This is a genomic window from uncultured Sulfitobacter sp. (genome assembly GCF_947500075.1).
Classification (GTDB): Bacteria; Pseudomonadota; Alphaproteobacteria; order Rhodobacterales; family Rhodobacteraceae; genus Sulfitobacter.
Genome location: NZ_CANMQS010000005.1, coordinates 339,830 through 354,579, shown reverse-complemented (window position 1 = coordinate 354,579; position 14,750 = coordinate 339,830). Strand labels below are relative to the sequence as shown.

The following is a 14,750-nucleotide window of genomic DNA, read 5'->3' as shown; positions in this document are numbered from 1 at the left end:
TTAGCTGTTTTGTTCCAGAACCGTCTTGGCGGAGGCGATGGTGATGCCCGCCTCTGTCAGCCCGTTGCGGATGGCTTTGCCGATGTCCAGCGCGCCCGGCGTGTCGGAATGAAAGCAGATGGATTCAAACCCGATCTTGATCTCATCCCCCTCCACGGTCGTGACCATCCCGGTCTGACAGGCCTTCACACATTTGGCTGCAATCGCCGCCGGATCAGGCCGCCCGACCTGTCGCGCAAACACGATGGAGCCGGAATTGTCATAGTCGCGGTCCGCATAGAACTCCCGCACCACCGGCAAGCCCGATTGCTTGGCAATCCCATAGGTGAGCGAGCTTTCCATGCAGAACAGGATCGTCTCCCCGCTGGTCTTCACCAGCATATCGACAATCATCTGGCTCAACTCTTCGTTCACGGCCGCTTCCATATAAAGCGCGCCATGCGGCTTCACATGTTGCAGCGGAATGCCGTGCCGCCGCCCGAACTCCCGGATCGCGCCCACCTGATAGACGATGTCATTGACCAACTCTTCCGAGGACGTCTTGATATACCGCCGCCCGAACCCTTGCAGGTCATTATACCCCGGATGCGCCCCCAGCCCGACACCGTACGCCTGCGCCAGCTTGACCACCCGGTCCATGGAGTTCGGATCACCCGCATGAAAACCCGCCGCGATATTGGCAGAAGAGATCAGCGACATGATCTCTTCATCCGGCGCTTCGCCCAACACCCATTGGCCAAATCCTTCGCCCATGTCGCAGTTCAGGTCGATCAATGCGGTCATCTTCGCGCCCCCTCGTATGTTGGGTAAAGACTTGGGGCAATCGGCAAACATGTAAAATACGCATTTCAGAAACACCATTATCGGAAAATCAGATACCACCTATGGTAGGCATTCGCCCCATCTTCCGGAAATATTGGAAAGACCACGGCGGAATGGCGCGCAGCATTATCTGATTTTTCTATATACCACGCACAGTTTTCGGAATAACTTGGGCGCATGAACTTCCGTCACCTCAAATTCTTCGTCGCCACCGCCGAATCCGGACAGGTCAGCCGCGCCGCGAATGAGCTGTCGATCTCCCAATCCGCCGTGACCTCCGCGATCAAGGAACTCGAAGCCGAACTCGGCGCGCCGCTCTTCACCCGCTCCGCGCAAGGGATGGAGATGACCGAAGCAGGCCGCGACTTTCTCGCCTCCTCCCGTGAGATCCTCGAAAAGCTTGATCAGGCCCGGCGCGTCGCGCAGAAACAATCCCCGGTCAAGGGCACCATCTCCATCGCCGCCACCTATACGGTGATCGGCTACTTCCTGCCCTACCACCTCAACCGCCTCAAACAGCTCTACCCCAACCTCGAAATCCGGCTGAGCGAGCTGAACCGAGAAAGCATCGAAGAGGGCCTGCTGTCCAACCGCTTTGATCTGGCCGTGGTCCTGACCTCCAACCTCAACAATCCGGAGATTGAGACCCAGACCCTCCTGCGCTCCCCCCGCAGGCTCTGGGCCGCCAACGGGCACAGGTTCATCCGCCAGGGCACCGCCACGTTCGAGGAAATCTCCCGCGAGGACTACATCATGCTGACCGTGGATGAAGCCGCCCACACCACCATGCGGTATTGGAACCTCAACACCTACCAGCCCAACGTCACCCTGCGCACCGCCTCTGTGGAGGCCGTCCGCTCCATGGTGGCCAACGGTCAGGGCATCACGATCCTCTCCGACATGGTCTACCGCCCCTGGTCGCTGGAGGGCAAACGCATCGGCACCGCCGCCACCGATCAGGAGATCCCGTCGATGGACGTCGGCCTTGCCTGGCGCAAAGGCGCGGACCTGCCGCAATCCACCATCAAGATTGCGGATTACTTCCGCGAATCCTTCCTCTCTCCGGGGGCGGTTTAGGCCGACAGAAAATTTCCGACTATTTTAATCGGAGATGTGGACATGTTTCGAAAATCTGTTATCTGACTTAATCAGTAAGGAATTAACCTCCGGAGAGTCCGATGACAAAATCCCCCCGCATCACCGCCTTCACGCTGGCCGCCACAACCGCGCTGACAGCGGCTGGCATGGCCATGGCCGAAGGCGAATTGAACCTCTATTCCTCCCGCCACTACGACACCGATGAGCGCCTGTATTCCGACTTCACCGACGCCACCGGCATCACCATCAACCGCATCGAAGGCAAAGCCGATGAGCTGATCGCGCGGATGCAGGCCGAAGGCGCGAACTCCCCCGCTGACATCCTGCTGACCGTCGACACCTCACGTCTGGAACGCGCAAAGAACGCCGGTGTGCTGCAATCCATCGACAGCGCCGTGCTGGAGGAGAAAATCCCCGCCAACCTGCAAGACAGCGACAACCAGTGGTTCGGCTTCTCCCAACGCGCGCGGATCATCTTCTATGACAAGGCCGACGTGCCCAACCCGCCGATGGACTATGTCTCCCTCGCGGATCCGGCGTACAAAGGCATGGTCTGCCACCGCTCCTCCTCCAACGTCTACAGCCAGACCCTGCTGGCCGCTGTCATCGAAAACCACGGCGTTGAAGCAGCAACCGCATGGGCGCAAGGCGTGGCCGACAACTTCGCGCGTGAGCCCGAAGGCGGGGACACCGACCAGCTGCGCGGCATCGTATCCGGCCAATGCGACATCTCCATCGCCAACACCTACTACTTCGCGCGGGCTTTGCGCAAAGACGTCAGCGGGTTGAGCGCCGAGATCGACAGCATCGGCTGGATCTTCCCCGCGCAGGACGCCGAGGGCGCGCATATGAACCTCTCCGGTGGCGGTGTGGCCGCAAATGCCCCCAACCGCGAGAATGCCATCGCGTTTCTGGAGTATCTGGCGTCTGACCAAGCGCAGCAGTATTTCTCCGCAGGCAATGATGAGTTTCCGGCCGTTGAAGGGGCTGCCCTGAGCGAGAGTGTGGCGAAGCTGGGTGCGTTCAAGGCAGATGACGTGGATCTGTCGGTCGTGGCGAAAAACGTCCCCGAGGCGCAGAAAATCTTCAACCAGGTCGGCTGGAAGTAACCCCGTAGGGTGCGCATTTACTGCGCACCACCCACCCCAGCCAAACAAACCAGCGGTGCGCAGTAAATGCGCACCCTACACCCACGCTCAGTTGCAACCTGCGTCAATCCAGCTCTACAATCACCCATGGTTTTTGTTCTTTATTTGCTTTCCATCTTCATCGCTGCAGCAATTGTGATTGTCCGCATGAGACGTCGCGGAGATCAGGATCCACGTGGATTGGAACGGTTCTTCGTTTTAACCAAAGAAGAAGCGAAGGGCACTGATCGCACGAATTGGTATGCGGGTTTGATTTCCCTCCTATTTGTTATCGTGGTCTTGGCTGCCACGGCATTTGAATTCTACAGCAGGAGCTAAGACGCGCTACCGCAAAAACTCCGGCAAAAACAAAGCAATCTGCGGAAACGCGATCAACGCCATCGCCATCGCCAGCATCATCAGACAATACGGCACCGAGCCCAGCATCACCTCATTCAGATGCCCCGACTTCCGCGCCCCTTGCACCACATAGAGGTTCAGCCCCACCGGCGGCGTGATCAAGGCCATCTCGATCAGCACAATCATCAGGATCCCGAACCAGATCGGGTCGTATCCCAACTCCACCACAATCGGCACGATGATCGGGATCGTGACCACCATCAGCGACAGGGTTTCAATAAAGAACCCCAGCACGATGTAGATCAGCACAATCACCATGATCATCCCCAAGGGCGACAACCCAAGCCCGGTCAAAAACGCATCCAACTCACGCCCCAACCCGGCAGAGGCCAGCGTGAAATTCAGAAACGACGCGCCAATCACGATCAGCATGATCATCGACGTGACCTTCACCGTGCCCAGAATACTCTCCCCCAGCATCGACACCGACACACCGCCAAAGAACATCGCAATCACCAGCGCGCCACCAACGCCCACGGCGGCAGCTTCCGTCGGGGTGGCCCAGCCGTTGTAGATCGAGCCGATGATGACCGTGAACAGCAGAATGATCGGCAACAAATGCGCCAAGGCCCCGACCATCTCCTTCAACGGAAACACCCGCCGTTCGCCCCCCAGTGACGGCCGCACCATGCAGATGAGCGCCGTCATGATGATGAAGGCGAGCGCCAACCCCAGCCCCGGTATCAACCCGGCCAGAAACAACTGCGGAATGGAAGACTGCGTGAGGAAGCCATAGACGATCAGGTTGATCGACGGCGGGATCATGATCCCCAAGGTGCCACCAGCGGCAATTGCGCCGGAAAACAGCTTCGGATCATACCCCAACCGCTCCGCCTGTGGCATCGCAACCGTGGCCACGGTCGCCGCCGTCGCCACAGACGAACCCGAGGTCGCCGAAAACATCGTCGCGGTTGCCACATTGGCATGTACCAATCCACCGGGCAGCCACGACACCCATTTGTCCAACGCCGAATAGGTCCGCGCGGCCACGCCGCTGCGCACCAGTATCTCACCCAGCAACACAAAGAACGGGATCGCCACCAGCGTCGCCGAATTGGACGACGACCAGACCATGTTCCCCAACCCCTTCAACAAAGGAAACGAGCTGAAAAACTGGTCAATCCCGATGCCAAGCAGGAACAACACAATCCCCACCGGGATCGACAGGCTCAACAGACCCAACAGGCCAATGGCTACATAGGTAATCATATTGCTGAATCCTGCTCGCCAAAGGCGCCAATCGCCTGTTCCGACCTGTCAAATTGCCCCTTCAGGATCAGGCTCAACGCCGCCAGCGACAGCAAACACGCCATCACCGCAAACCACACCCATCCCAGAAACCACGGCCATTGGACCAAGACCAACGGCGTCTCCAACGGCGTATTCGCGGTCGAGCCGTTCTTGATCGACCGCGCCAGCACCGGCCAGCATTTCACCGCAATCAACACAATCACCCCGGAGGTCACCACCAGCGCCCCCAGATCGAACAACGCCCGCCCGCGCGGCCCCGGCCGCCGCCGCACCAGATCTATCCGCACATGGCCCAGCTCCAGCATCGTGTACGCCATGCCCCAGGACGTGGCGATCGCCATGACATAGCCGGAAATCTCATCCGTGCCGCCAAAGCTGGACCCCATCTGCCGCAGCACGATGTCGGCCAGCACAAAACCCGCACAGGCAAACAGCAGCACCCCCACCAGATAGGCAACGCCCCGGTTGATGCGCCGCAACAGGTCAATCAAGCGCTCGGCCATGGCAAACGTCCTTCACAAGAAAACGCAGGGCGCGGCCCAACACCGACCGCGCCCCGCAGGGAGATTACTCGATGGTCACACCCACGGCTTTGCCGACCGTGTCGTTCCACCGGGCAGTCCATTCGGGGCCTGCGCGCTCCGCCCATTCGGGCAGCACTTCGGCTTTCAGGATTTCGCTGGCACGCGCGATGTCAGTCTCGGAGGCTTCGACCAATGTCATGCCCCGCGCGTCACCCGCTGGGCACTCCCCGTTGCCTGTCAAACACGCGATGTCATTGACCAACGCACCCTGCGCCGAAGCCCAGGCCGGATCCTCAAAATCCGCCTTAATGGAAGCCATGATCGCCTCCTGCGTGCCCCCGTCCAGACCGTTCCACTTGTCCATGTTCATCGCTGTCACCACATGGTCCCAACCACCCAGCGGGATCGGCAGCAGGTGCGTGGACACTTCCCACCAACCCGCCGAGTATCCCGAACCAGCCCCGGTCACAGCACAATCCACAACACCCTTCTGAAGCGCGCCCGGCACTTCGGAGAAGGACACGTTGATCCCTTCCGCGCCCAGGGCCTCAAGGAATTTCGCCGTCATCCGACCCGACGCACGCACCTTCAGACCTTTCAGATCATCCAGCCCCGCAATCTCCGCATTGCAAAACACGACCTGCGGCGGATAGGGCGCAATCGCCAGCACCTTGGCGTTGAAACGGTTGGCGTAGATGTCATCCACCATGCCCCGCGCCGCATCGACCATCACGCGCGCCTCATCGGCTGTGGCCGCCATCATTGGCACGTCCAGCCCTTCCAGTTCGGGTGCATCAGACACGGCATAATCCGCCACCGTCATCGCCACGTCATAAACCCCCTGCCCCAGCAGCGGATAGATATCGCCCAGCCCCAGACCCATCTGGTTGTGCGTGGTCAATTCCACCGTCACATCCGCCTTGCCCGGCAGCGTCTCGCTCCAGAAGGGCGCTTCGTACTGCTTGTGCAACGGCAGGCCGGACCATGATCCCACCACCGACAGATTTTCCGCCGCCGCCGGTGCGACCATCGCGGTCGTGACGCCCAAAGCTATGATAAGGTTACGCATTTTGATACTCTCCTAGTTGGTTTTATCTTGAGTTGGATAGCGGGACAGCACGTTGGTGTCCGCCCTTTCCCCGGCATCCGCGATCAGCATACAGCCGGGTTTATGAGTGATGCACAGCGGCAATTGCGCCTGCAACAAGACATTCTGAGGGGTCACCCCGCAGGCCCAGAAGACGGGCACTTCGTCGTCGCGCACCTCCACAGGCTCGCCCCAGTCAGGCTGGTTCAAATCCGCAATCCCCACTTCGCCCGGATCGCCAATCGCCACGGGCGCGCCATGCGCTTGCGGAAACGCCGCAGAGATGCGCACGGCATCTGACACCCGCGACTTGTGAATGGGCCGCATGGTGATCACCATCGTGCCGCCAAACGGCCCCGCAGGCGTGAGCTCAAGCGAGGAGGAATACATCGGCACCGTCTTGTCCTCATCAATGTGGCGCACGGGAATCCCTGCCTCGATCAAGGCATTTTCAAAGGTGAACGAACAGCCCAGGGCGACTGTCACCAGATCATCGCGCCACAGGTCCTTGATATCACTGACTTCTGCCGCCAGATTGCCCTGCCTGTAGACCCGGTACTGCGGCACGTCGGTGCGAATGTCGATGTTGGAGCCCAGCGTGCGCAGGATCGGATCGCCCGTATCGCCCACGCCGACCACCGGACAGGGTTTGGGGTTGCGCTGACAAAACCGCATGAAGTCCAGCGCCACCTCTTCGGGCACAATCGCCAGATTGCACTGCAACTTCCCCGGCGCGAGCCCCGCCGTATGCCGCCTGTACCGGCCCGCGCGTATCTCCGCCCGCACCTCGGCTGCGCTCACCTCCCGCAGGGTCGCATATGGTGTCTCATGATCCAGCATTGACGCGCAGCCTTCCCCTTTGCGGCAAAGGTCACACGGAGGCCACCACAGTTCAAATTATTATTTCCGATCACAAGCGATAACCATAGGCTATCGCTCGCCCTGTGCCGCGTCCCATTCCAGCGCCACGTCCCGCGCCATCTGGGCGGCCTGTTCTGACAAGGCATCATAGGGCTCCGCCAGATAGGAGGCGGTAAACTCCAGTGGATTGGGCGTCAGCCCCGGATCAAAGGCCTCAATCTGCCCCGCCGCAATCAAAGGCCCGGCCAGCGCGCGCGGATAGGGCCCCACGGCCACCCCCGCCGCAATCATCCTGAGCGACGCCGACAAAGAGGCTGACGAAAACATCCGCACCCCCGGCCCCAACCGGCGGCGCAGGGCTGCCATCAACTCCCGGTAAGGCCGCGTATTGGCCGAAAAGGAAATCACCGGCACCCGGCCCAGATCCACCTCCCCCACACCCGCTGCTTTGTACCAGGTCAGCGGAAACTGCGGCAGCGCCACATTGCCGATGGTAAAATCCGACACCGGCCCCATCAGGAACGCCACATCCAACTGCCGCCCCACCAGCCCCTCCCGCAGATCACAGGAGATATCGACGGTCAGATCCACATCAATCCGCGGATAGGCGGCCGAGAACACCCGCAAGAACTCCGGCAACCAGCTTTGCGCCACCGTCTCCGAGGCGCCAATGCGAAACAGCCCCTCCATCTCCGCGGTATTGCTGACCCGCCGCCGGATCTCCTCCTGCACAAACAACATCTGCTCGGCATAGGCCATCAGACGCATGCCCTCGCGGGTCAGGGTCAGCGCCTTGTCTCCCCGCTCAAACAGGCTCACCCGCAAGGTGTCCTCCAATGTCGCCACCCGGTTTGACACCGCAGGCTGCGACAGGTTCAACTGCCCCGCCGCGCGCCGAAAGCCCCCCAGCTTGGCCACCCAGAAGAACGTCTTGATCTGATCCAGCGTCACGTGGCATCCCATCCCTTCTTGCAATCCGCCCAGCTTACCGCTTTGGTAAGGCATTGCCAGTCTTCAAGGAATACAGATGCACTTCGACACCGACACCGGCCCTCTGGACGCGCCCATCACCAACCTGATCATCGCAGGCTGGACCGGGCGGGATGCGGCTGCCGTGCAGCATCACATCAACGAACTGGTCGCACTTGGCATTCCCGCCCCCTCAAAGACACCGCTTTACTACCGAAACGGGGCCAGCCTTCTCACCCAATCCGACCGGATCGAAGTGCTGGGCAATGGCAGTTCCGGCGAAGCTGAACCGCTGGTCGTGCAGGCGCAGGGCAAACTCTGGCTCGGCCTCGGCTCGGACCACACCGATCGGGAGTTTGAAAAGACCTCCGTTGCCGCCTCCAAGCAGATGTGCCCCAAACCCGTGGGGACGCAGCTGTGGTCCTGGTCCAGCGTCGCGGACCGGCTGGACGATCTGGTGCTCAGCTCGGAGATATTCGAGAACGGCGCATGGGTGACCTACCAGAAAGGCGCGCTGGCCAAGATCCGCCCGCTGGAGAAACTGATTGAAGCCGCAGGCATGAAAGACGGCACCGCGATGATGTGCGGCACCCTGCCCGCCATCGGCGGCGTGCGCCCCTCCGCCCAGTTCCGCGCGCGGCTCTATGATGCGAAGATGGACCGGGAAATCACCCTGTCCTATGCCGCCACGCGCCTGCCCCTGATCACCTGAAACGGCCGCCATTAACCTTGTCCCCGCGGGGACAGAGTCACATCTCACCGTCAAGATTTACGCCATCTTAACCATGGCGCATTGCCCTCACCGCCCCTTCCAAATGGTTAAAAATACCCCCCCGGAGGGCTAAAATCTCTGCACCACCCAGGCCGCAGAGAGCAACGTCAGACCTTCAGGCGATCCACAATCGACTGCGCGGTGATCGTCCCGACAGCCGCCCCATCCTCCACCACTTCCAGCGATGCCACCTCATCGCTCAACCGCTCAATGATCTCCGCCACAGGGGTTTCCACCGCCACCGATCCGTCGGTCGCATATTTGTCCTGCGGCATCATCACATCGCGCGCCGTCAGCACTCCCAGCGGGTTCATATTCGCCACAAAATCAGCCACATAGTCAGATGCCGGGTTGGAGAAGATTTCGCGCGGCGTGCCCAGTTGCACAATCCGCCCGCCTTCCATGATGGCGATCCGCCCGCCCAGTTTGAACGCCTCGTCCAGATCGTGACTCACGAAAATGATCGTGCGTTTCAGATCGCGTTGCAGGTCCAGCAGTTCGTCCTGAAGCCGCGAGCGTATGAGCGGATCAAGGGCGGAGAACGGCTCATCCATCAACAGGATCGGCGCCTCGGTCACAAAGGCCCGTGCCAGCCCCACCCGCTGCTGCATGCCGCCTGAAAGCTCGCCCACCTTACGGTCCGCCCAATCGGACAGGCCGACCAATGCCAGCTGTTTATCCGCCCGCGTTAACCTTTGCGCTTTGGGAATATTGGCAAATTCCAGCGCCATCGCGACGTTGTCGCGCACCGTGCGCCAGGGCAGCAGGCCGAACTGCTGAAACACCATCGACACACATTCGCGCCGGATCTGGCGCAGGGACGCGGCGGAACAGCCCGGCGTGGTGGCGGACCAGCTACCATCGTTCACCGTGACCGCCCCGCGCACCACCGGGTTCAACCCGTTGACCGCGCGCAAAAGCGTGGATTTGCCCGAGCCCGAGAGGCCCATCAGCACAAGGATCTCCCCCGTCTCCACTTCAAGCGAGCAATTGTGCACGCCCAGCACCTGCCCGGTCTCGGATTCGATTTCAGAGCGGCTCTGCCCCTCATCCATCAGCGGCAGCGCCTTGGCGGGTTTGTCGCCGAAGACAATGGAGACGTTATCAAATTTGACAGCTGTGCTCATTTCTCACCCATCCAATTCTTAGCAACTCGATGGAATTTCTGGATGTCCGCACGCGCAAGAGATTTTTCTCTCTTTCGATCAACAGCCTTGGGAACTTGTTTAATAGTCGCGCAGGCTTCGCGAATGAGATGCCCCCTGTGATCGGGAAAGTGATGCGAACTAAGAATGATCGAAGCTATCACCGGCTTCAGTTCGGCCTTTGGCCCAGTCTCTGCTAATTCCAAAGCTCGATTTAGTCTGCCTACAATTTCTTCAGTCTCGTTGCTCATTTCTCACCCACCCGCAGCATCCGGTCGAGCATGATCGCCACGACCACAATGATCAGACCGCTTTCAAAGCCCAGCCCCGTGTTCACCTGATTGAGCGCCCGCACCACCGGCACGCCCAGACCATCCGCGCCCACAAGGGCCGCAATCACCACCATCGACAGCGACAGCATGATTGTCTGGTTCAGCCCGGTCATGATCTGCGGCAGCGCATAGGGCAATTCGATCTTCCACAAAGTCTGGCTGGGCGTCGCGCCAAAGGCTTCTGCCGCTTCGGTCAGCGCGCGCGGGGTGGAGGAAATCCCAAGTTGCGTCAGGCGGATCGGCGCGGGCAGCACGAAGATCACCGTTGCGATGAGGCCCGGCACCATGCCGATGCCGAAGAACACAATGGCGGGGATCAGGTAGACAAAGGTGGGCAGCGTCTGCATCAGATCCAACACAGGCCGCATGAAACGGTAGAGTTTCGGACGGTGCGCCGCCGCGATGCCAATCGGCACACCCAGCCCCATACAGACCACACAGGCCGACAGCACCAGCGTCAGGCTCTCGGTCGTTTCCTCCCAGTAGTCCTGATTGAGGATGAACAGGAACCCCAGCACCACGAAACCCACGGTTTTCCAGTTGCGCTGGATCAGCCATGTGAGGGCCGCGAATAATGCAATGATAATAAACGGATGCGGTGTTTGCAGCAGCCACAGGATCGCATCAATCAGCTGCTCCATCACCAGGGCGAGACCGTCAAAGAACCACTCTCCCTTGATTTGTAGAAAGTCGAAGGCGCCTTCGGCCCAATCGTCGATGGGGATCTTGTTCTCTGTCAGCCATTCCATGGGTGGGGTCCTTCGTGGCGCGCGCGGCGTCGTCATTGAGTGCGGGCGGCCTTTGTGTCAAAAGCCGCCCGCTGTGTGTATCGACAAGACGGGCAGGTTTACCCGCCGATTGCGCCCATCACAGCCGCCTTTGCGTCACCGCCGTCTTTGGTGGTCACACCATCGAGCCAGCCCGCCGCCGCATCGGTGTTGGCCGAGAGCCACGCGCGCGCGGCATCTGCCGGGTCTTCGCCATCGTCCAGGATCGCGCCCATGATCTCATTCTCCATGGCCAGCGTGAACTCCATGTTGCTCAGCAGTTTGCCAACGTTCGGACATTCCCCCACATAGCCTGCGCGGGTGTTGGTATAGACCGTCGCCCCGCCCAGATCGGGGCCGAAGAAATCATCGCCGCCTTCCAGATAGGTCAGCTCGAAATTGGCATTCATCGGATGCGGCTCCCAGCCGAGGAAGACAATCGGATCACCCTTGCGCGACAGGCGCTGGACCTGCGCCAGCATGCCTTGCTCGGAGCTTTCAACAACTTCGAAGCCCTTGAGATCAAAGGCATTGTCATCAATCATCGACTGGATCAGGCGGTTGCCGTCATTGCCGGGCTCAATGCCGTAGATCTTGCCATCCAGCGCATCGGCATTGGCGGCAATCGCCCCGAAGGAGGTGATGCCCAGATCGGCCGCGGCCTTGTTGACGGCCAGCGTGTACTTCGCCCCTTGAAGATTGGCGCGCACGGTGTCGACGGTGCCAGCCTCACGATAGGGGGCGATGTCAGCTTCCATTGTCGGCATCCAGTTGCCCAGGAACACGTCAATGTCGCCTGCGGCCATGGAGGTATAGGTGACCGGCACCGAGAGGATCTTGATCTCTGTTTCATATCCCAGCGCGTCCAGCACCACGGTCGCTGCGGCGGTGGTGGCGGTGATGTCGGTCCAGCCCACGTCCGAGAACGTGACCTTGTCGCAATTGGCCATGGCCGCGCTGCCGACTGTGAGAGCGAGCGCCGTAGTGGCGAGCAGTTTTTTCATGTGAGGTGTCTCCCTTTGGGATGCTTGAATTTGCGTCGTTAAGAAAATGCCATTCGGTCTTGCGATGCAACAGCTATTCCGGTGGGCCGGGCGCGCCGGAATGGCTCTTTTGCCTGGGTGCTGCGGGCAGTACGCTGCGCGCAAACCAGCGGAGAATCCCCATGAACGGCGCGACCAGCCTTGTGAAAACCATGCTCGACAGTGGCGTGGATACGGTTTTTGCCAATCCCGGCACGTCTGAGATGCACTTTGTCGCCGCGTTGGACGCCCATCCCGAAATGCGCTGTGTGCTGTGCCTGTTTGAGGGCGGCACCAGCGGCGCGGCGGACGGATACTTCCGCATGAAGCGCGATGTGGCAGGCACGCTGCTGCATTTGGCACCCGGCTTTGGCAATGCTTTTGCCAACATCCACAACGCCCGCAAGGCGGGCAGCGGCATGGTCAATGTGATGGGGGATCATGCGATCCACCATCTGCAATATGAAAGCCCGCTGAAGGGCGACACGGTCGGCATCAGCCAGACCGTCAGCCATTGGACCCGGATGTCACCGGATGCCGCCAGCGTCGCCCCCGACGGGGCCGACGCGATCCGAGCTGCACGAAGCCGCAACGGGCAAATCGCGACGCTGATCCTGCCTGCCGATACCGCATGGGACACAGCGGATGGCCCGGTCACCGCAGCCGCCCCGCCTGCCCTGCGACGGCCCGATGACGCATTGGTCGAAGCCATCGCGCAGCAGTTGCGCCAACCCGGCGCGGCACTGATGATCGGGGGCACCGCGCTGTTTGGCGCAGAGCGGGAGCTGGCGGGCCGGATCGCGGCCAGAACCGGATGCCGGTTGATCTGCGACACGCTGCTGGCGCGCATTGCCAAGGGGGCGGGCACCACGAAGGTGGAACAACTGGTCTATCCCGTCACGCCGAAGATTGCGCAGATGGCGGGGATCTCCACCCTGATCTTGCTGGGCACGGAACGGCCCGTGGCGTTCTTTGCCTACCCCGACAAGCCGAGCCTGCCCGAACCAGCCGGCTGCGCCGTCACGACGCTGTGCGGGCCGGAGGAGGATATTGGGTGGTCGCTACAGGCTTTGGCGGACGCGGTGGGAGCCTCCGACGCGGACGCGCCTGCACGTTTCCAGCTGGACCTGCCAGCGGTCGCCACGGGAGAGATGTCATTGGCCAAAGTGGGCCAGACGCTGGCCGCGCTGATCCCGGAGGATGCGATTGTCTGCAATGAGGCGATCACTTCCGGCCATCAGGTGTTGCCGCTGACCACCCAAGCACGCCCGCATGAGGTGCTGGGGGGCACAGGCGGCGCGATTGGCCTTGGCCTGCCTTGCGCGGTGGGGGCGGCGATTGCCTGCCCGGACCGCAAGGTCATTGCGCTGATCGGCGATGGCACGGCGATGTACACGCTGCAATCCCTGTGGACCATGGCCCGCGAAGGGCTGGACTTGACGGTGATCATCTTCGCCAACCGCGGCTATCAGATCCTGCGCGATGAGCTGAAGAACGTCGGCGTCAACAGCTACGGTGCCAATGCGCAGGCGATGTTTGATATTGAGCAGCCGGTGCTGGATTGGGTGGCGCTTGCCAAGGGGCATGGCGTGCCTGCCACGCGGGTCGAGGATGCGGATTTCTTTGCTGCCTCCCTGCGGGCGGGGCTGGAGAGCGACGGACCAGCGTTGATCGAAGTGGTCTGCGGGTGATGCGACCCCTCGCCCTTGGGCCCTACGGCCCTACCTTGAGGGCATGATGACACGATATGCGTTCTGCTTCGGCCTTGCCTGCGCCCTGCCTGCATTTGCTGAAACGCCGGTGCCTGATGCCGACACGCTGGCCGCGATGGCGCAGGCCGATGTGGTGCTGTTGGGAGAGATCCACGACAACGAGATGCACCACCGGGGGCAAGCGGCTGTAATTGCAGCGCTTTCCCCCACTGCGGTTGTGTTTGAGATGCTCAGCCCGGCGCAGGCGGCGCTGGTGAATGCAGCGGATGGCGATGCGGCGGGCCTTGGCGAACGGATCGGCTGGGAAGCGGCAGGCTGGCCGGATTTCGCGCTCTACCTGCCGATCTTTGAGGCTTTGGGGGACGCGGAGGTGATCGGCATGGCCCTGACCCGCGACCGCGTGCGCGCAGCCTTTACCGATGGTGCGGCGGCGATCTTTGGCGCGCGCGCCGCAGCCTATGGGTTGACCGAGCCGCTGCCGGAGGCGGAGCAGACCGCGCGGGAACAGATGCAGTTTGAGGCCCATTGCGAAGCGATGCCGCTTGAGATGATGTCCGGCATGGTCGAGGCGCAGCGCCTGCGCGATTCGCATTTTGCACGGGTGGCCTTGCAGGCGCTAAACGATCACGGTGCGCCGGTTGTGGTGATCGTCGGCAATGGCCATGTGCACACCGGGTGGGGGATGCCCGTCTATCTTGCCCGCGCGGCCCCGGATGTGACCAGCTATGCTTTTGCCTTTGTCGAAGGGCCGCAGAACGGCACCGCCTTTGACGGCACCCTGACCACCCCTGCCCCCACACGCGGCGACCCCTGTGCCGCCTTTTCCAACTGAAGGACCCCT

The 14,750-nt window shown here is 61.2% G+C and carries 16 protein-coding genes; 6 read left to right on the top strand and 10 right to left on the bottom strand.

Annotated features, from left to right (window positions below):
- Positions 1–783: a 5-oxoprolinase subunit PxpA gene (locus tag Q1A91_RS17530; RefSeq protein WP_299880432.1), complete on the bottom strand. Its 783-nt coding sequence runs from the start codon at positions 781–783 to the stop codon at positions 1–3.
- Between the two features lie 216 nt (positions 784–999).
- Between Q1A91_RS17530 and Q1A91_RS17525 the strand changes: the two genes are divergently transcribed.
- The 3 genes from Q1A91_RS17525 (at position 1,000) to Q1A91_RS17515 (ending at position 3,386) form a co-directional block, all read left to right on the top strand.
- Positions 1,000–1,899: a LysR substrate-binding domain-containing protein gene (locus Q1A91_RS17525; RefSeq protein WP_299880429.1), complete on the top strand. Its 900-nt coding sequence runs from the start codon at positions 1,000–1,002 to the stop codon at positions 1,897–1,899.
- A gap of 101 nt (positions 1,900–2,000) precedes the next feature.
- Entirely contained in the window at positions 2,001–3,029 is a 1,029-nt protein-coding gene (locus Q1A91_RS17520; RefSeq protein ID WP_299880426.1) for an extracellular solute-binding protein, read from the top strand.
- Positions 3,030–3,155: 126 nt separating this feature from the next.
- A complete protein-coding gene (locus Q1A91_RS17515) occupies positions 3,156–3,386 on the top strand; it encodes a hypothetical protein (protein WP_299880424.1) in 231 nt (76 codons plus the stop codon).
- 6 nt (positions 3,387–3,392) lie between these two features.
- Here Q1A91_RS17515 and Q1A91_RS17510 read toward each other — a convergent pair whose 3' ends face one another.
- The 5 genes from Q1A91_RS17510 to Q1A91_RS17490 all read right to left on the bottom strand — a co-directional run bounded on the left by Q1A91_RS17510 (position 3,393) and on the right by Q1A91_RS17490 (position 8,195).
- A complete protein-coding gene (locus Q1A91_RS17510) occupies positions 3,393–4,676 on the bottom strand; it encodes a TRAP transporter large permease (RefSeq protein WP_299880422.1) in 1,284 nt (427 codons plus the stop codon).
- Complete coding sequence (locus Q1A91_RS17505) at positions 4,673–5,221, bottom strand: TRAP transporter small permease subunit (RefSeq protein ID WP_299880420.1); 549 nt, start codon at positions 5,219–5,221, stop codon at positions 4,673–4,675. Before Q1A91_RS17505 ends, Q1A91_RS17510 begins: the two co-directional genes overlap by 4 nt.
- A 64-nt stretch (positions 5,222–5,285) precedes the next feature.
- Entirely contained in the window at positions 5,286–6,311 is a 1,026-nt protein-coding gene (locus Q1A91_RS17500) for a TRAP transporter substrate-binding protein (RefSeq protein ID WP_299880417.1), read from the bottom strand.
- Positions 6,312–6,323: 12 nt separating this feature from the next.
- Positions 6,324–7,169 carry a putative hydro-lyase gene (locus Q1A91_RS17495; protein WP_299880415.1) on the bottom strand — a complete coding sequence of 282 codons (846 nt, stop codon included), beginning with the start codon at positions 7,167–7,169 and terminating at the stop codon, positions 6,324–6,326.
- A gap of 90 nt (positions 7,170–7,259) precedes the next feature.
- Positions 7,260–8,195: a LysR family transcriptional regulator gene (locus Q1A91_RS17490; protein WP_367278687.1), complete on the bottom strand. Its 936-nt coding sequence runs from the start codon at positions 8,193–8,195 to the stop codon at positions 7,260–7,262.
- A 22-nt stretch (positions 8,196–8,217) separates the two neighbouring features.
- Here Q1A91_RS17490 and Q1A91_RS17485 point away from each other — a divergent pair, with 22 nt between their 5' ends.
- Positions 8,218–8,871, top strand: coding sequence for a DUF2848 domain-containing protein (locus Q1A91_RS17485; RefSeq protein WP_299880412.1), 654 nt, complete (start codon positions 8,218–8,220; stop codon positions 8,869–8,871).
- Between the two features lie 167 nt (positions 8,872–9,038).
- Here the strand turns inward: Q1A91_RS17485 and choV are convergent, their stop codons facing one another.
- The 4 genes from choV to choX all read right to left on the bottom strand — a co-directional run bounded on the left by choV (position 9,039) and on the right by choX (position 12,179).
- On the bottom strand, positions 9,039–10,058 hold the full coding sequence (gene choV / locus Q1A91_RS17480; RefSeq protein WP_299880409.1) for a choline ABC transporter ATP-binding protein: 1,020 nt from the start codon (positions 10,056–10,058) through the stop codon (positions 9,039–9,041).
- The gene (locus Q1A91_RS17475; RefSeq protein WP_299880406.1) at positions 10,055–10,327 is read right to left on the bottom strand and encodes a hypothetical protein; all 273 of its coding nucleotides are present in this window, start codon (positions 10,325–10,327) and stop codon (positions 10,055–10,057) included. Before Q1A91_RS17475 ends, choV begins: the two co-directional genes overlap by 4 nt.
- Positions 10,324–11,157 carry a choline ABC transporter permease subunit gene (gene choW, locus Q1A91_RS17470; protein WP_299880404.1) on the bottom strand — a complete coding sequence of 278 codons (834 nt, stop codon included), beginning with the start codon at positions 11,155–11,157 and terminating at the stop codon, positions 10,324–10,326. The genes Q1A91_RS17475 and choW overlap by 4 nt, the downstream gene beginning before the upstream one ends.
- A 98-nt stretch (positions 11,158–11,255) precedes the next feature.
- Positions 11,256–12,179, bottom strand: coding sequence for a choline ABC transporter substrate-binding protein (gene choX / locus Q1A91_RS17465; RefSeq protein WP_299880401.1), 924 nt, complete (start codon positions 12,177–12,179; stop codon positions 11,256–11,258).
- A 161-nt stretch (positions 12,180–12,340) separates the two neighbouring features.
- On the opposite strand from choX, the gene Q1A91_RS17460 reads away from it, so the two are divergent.
- The gene (locus Q1A91_RS17460; protein WP_299880399.1) at positions 12,341–13,888 is read left to right on the top strand and encodes an acetolactate synthase large subunit; all 1,548 of its coding nucleotides are present in this window, start codon (positions 12,341–12,343) and stop codon (positions 13,886–13,888) included.
- A 46-nt stretch (positions 13,889–13,934) separates the two neighbouring features.
- Positions 13,935–14,741, top strand: a complete 807-nt coding sequence (locus Q1A91_RS17455) for a ChaN family lipoprotein (protein ID WP_299880396.1) — start codon at positions 13,935–13,937, stop codon at positions 14,739–14,741.
- The last annotated feature ends 9 nt before the right edge of the window (positions 14,742–14,750 follow it).

Bases quoted from the DNA above. Each gene is read 5' to 3' on its own strand.
- Q1A91_RS17525 (WP_299880429.1), top strand. From the start codon at position 1,000: ATGAACTTCCGTCACCTCAAATTCTTCGTCGCCACCGCCGAATCCGGA.
- Q1A91_RS17530 (WP_299880432.1), bottom strand. From the start codon at position 783: ATGACCGCATTGATCGACCTGAACTGCGACATGGGCGAAGGATTTGGC.
- Q1A91_RS17515 (WP_299880424.1), top strand. From the start codon at position 3,156: ATGGTTTTTGTTCTTTATTTGCTTTCCATCTTCATCGCTGCAGCAATT.
- Q1A91_RS17455 (WP_299880396.1), top strand. From the start codon at position 13,935: ATGACACGATATGCGTTCTGCTTCGGCCTTGCCTGCGCCCTGCCTGCA.
- Q1A91_RS17490 (WP_367278687.1), bottom strand. From the start codon at position 8,195: ATGCCTTACCAAAGCGGTAAGCTGGGCGGATTGCAAGAAGGGATGGGA.
- Q1A91_RS17495 (WP_299880415.1), bottom strand. From the start codon at position 7,169: ATGCTGGATCATGAGACACCATATGCGACCCTGCGGGAGGTGAGCGCA.
- Q1A91_RS17505 (WP_299880420.1), bottom strand. From the start codon at position 5,221: ATGGCCGAGCGCTTGATTGACCTGTTGCGGCGCATCAACCGGGGCGTT.
- Q1A91_RS17475 (WP_299880406.1), bottom strand. From the start codon at position 10,327: ATGAGCAACGAGACTGAAGAAATTGTAGGCAGACTAAATCGAGCTTTG.
- Q1A91_RS17510 (WP_299880422.1), bottom strand. From the start codon at position 4,676: ATGATTACCTATGTAGCCATTGGCCTGTTGGGTCTGTTGAGCCTGTCG.
- Q1A91_RS17460 (WP_299880399.1), top strand. From the start codon at position 12,341: ATGAACGGCGCGACCAGCCTTGTGAAAACCATGCTCGACAGTGGCGTG.
- Q1A91_RS17485 (WP_299880412.1), top strand. From the start codon at position 8,218: ATGCACTTCGACACCGACACCGGCCCTCTGGACGCGCCCATCACCAAC.
- choW (WP_299880404.1), bottom strand. From the start codon at position 11,157: ATGGAATGGCTGACAGAGAACAAGATCCCCATCGACGATTGGGCCGAA.
- choX (WP_299880401.1), bottom strand. From the start codon at position 12,179: ATGAAAAAACTGCTCGCCACTACGGCGCTCGCTCTCACAGTCGGCAGC.
- Q1A91_RS17500 (WP_299880417.1), bottom strand. From the start codon at position 6,311: ATGCGTAACCTTATCATAGCTTTGGGCGTCACGACCGCGATGGTCGCA.
- choV (WP_299880409.1), bottom strand. From the start codon at position 10,058: ATGAGCACAGCTGTCAAATTTGATAACGTCTCCATTGTCTTCGGCGAC.
- Q1A91_RS17520 (WP_299880426.1), top strand. From the start codon at position 2,001: ATGACAAAATCCCCCCGCATCACCGCCTTCACGCTGGCCGCCACAACC.